The organism is Massilia sp. TSP1-1-2 (assembly GCF_049896185.1).
Classification (GTDB): Bacteria; Pseudomonadota; Gammaproteobacteria; order Burkholderiales; family Burkholderiaceae_D; genus Telluria_A.
The window spans coordinates 1-1,445 of sequence record NZ_JAFCTU010000090.1 but is presented as its reverse complement, the minus strand read 5'-3'; the positions used below and the strand labels follow the sequence as shown (position 1 = coordinate 1,445).

General features: G+C 59.2%; 1 pseudogene. It reads left to right on the top strand.

Annotated features, from left to right (window positions below):
- A pseudogene (rpoB, locus tag ACP7BV_RS26945) lies at positions 1-1,445 on the top strand (DNA-directed RNA polymerase subunit beta); the annotation flags it as partial.

The window sequence follows — 1,445 nt, the reverse complement described above, 5'->3', positions numbered from 1 at the left end:
TGCCGGGCGAAGAGCCCAGCCCGCGCGCCTTGCAAAGCACGGTGGGGCTGGTCTGGCGCGCCTTGCTGCTGTGGATGGCATTGATGGGTGCAAACATGCAGCGCCAGGCAGTTCCTTGCCTGCGCCCTGAAAAAGCATTCGTCGGTACCGGTATCGAGCGCACCGTTGCGGTCGACTCGGGCACCACCGTGCAAGCCTTGCGTGGCGGCGTGGTTGACTACATCGATGCAGGCCGTGTGGTGATTCGCGTCAATGACGATGAAGCCACCGCTGGCGAAGTCGGCGTCGACATCTACAACCTGATCAAGTACACCCGTTCGAACCAGAACACCAACATCAACCAGCGTCCGATCGTGCAGGTCGGCGACCGTGTCGCCAAGCGCGACGTGATCGCCGATGGCGCATCGACCGACCTGGGCGAATTGGCTCTGGGCCAGAACATGCTCGTGGCGTTTATGCCATGGAATGGTCTGAACTTCGAGGATTCGATCCTGATCTCGGAAAACGTCGTCAAGGATGACCGCTACACCTCGATTCACATCGAAGAGCTGTCCGTCGTTGCACGCGATACCAAGCTGGGCGCTGAAGAAATTACGCGCGACATCTCGAACCTGGCTGAGAACCAGCTGGCTCGTCTGGATGAGTCCGGTATCGTCTACATCGGCGCTGAAGTGCAGGCCGGCGACACCCTGGTCGGTAAAGTTACGCCAAAAGGCGAGACCCAGCTGACGCCTGAAGAAAAGCTGCTGCGCGCAATTTTCGGCGAAAAAGCTTCGGACGTCAAAGATACGTCGCTGCGCGTGCCTTCGGGCATGGTCGGCACCGTCATCGACGTCCAGGTCTTCACCCGCGAAGGCATCGTCCGCGACAAGCGCGCCCAGCAGATCATCGATGATGAGCTCAAGCGCTTCCGCCTCGACCTGAACGACCAGATGCGTATTGTTGAAGGCGATGCCTTCCAGCGTCTGGAAAAAATGTTGATCGGTAAAGTTGTCAACGGCGGTCCTAAAAAGATGGCCAAGGGCCAGGCCATCAGCAAAGAGTACCTGGACGATCTGGACAAGTACCACTGGTTCGACATCCGCCCGGCGGACGACGATGCTGCCACTGCTTTGGAAGCGATCAAGGAATCGATCGCCGAGAAGCGCCACCAGTTCGACCTGGCCTTTGAAGAAAAGCGCAAGAAGCTCACGCAAGGCGACGAGCTGCAGCCAGGCGTGCAAAAGATGGTCAAGGTCTACCTGGCCGTCAAGCGCCGCCTGCAGTCGGGCGACAAGATGGCCGGCCGTCACGGTAACAAGGGTGTGGTTTCCCGTATCGTGCCTGTTGAAGACATGCCTTACATGGCCGACGGTACGCCAGCTGACATCGTGCTCAACCCGCTGGGCGTTCCTTCCCGGATGAACGTGGGTCAGATTCTCGAGACTCACCTGGGTTGGGCTGCC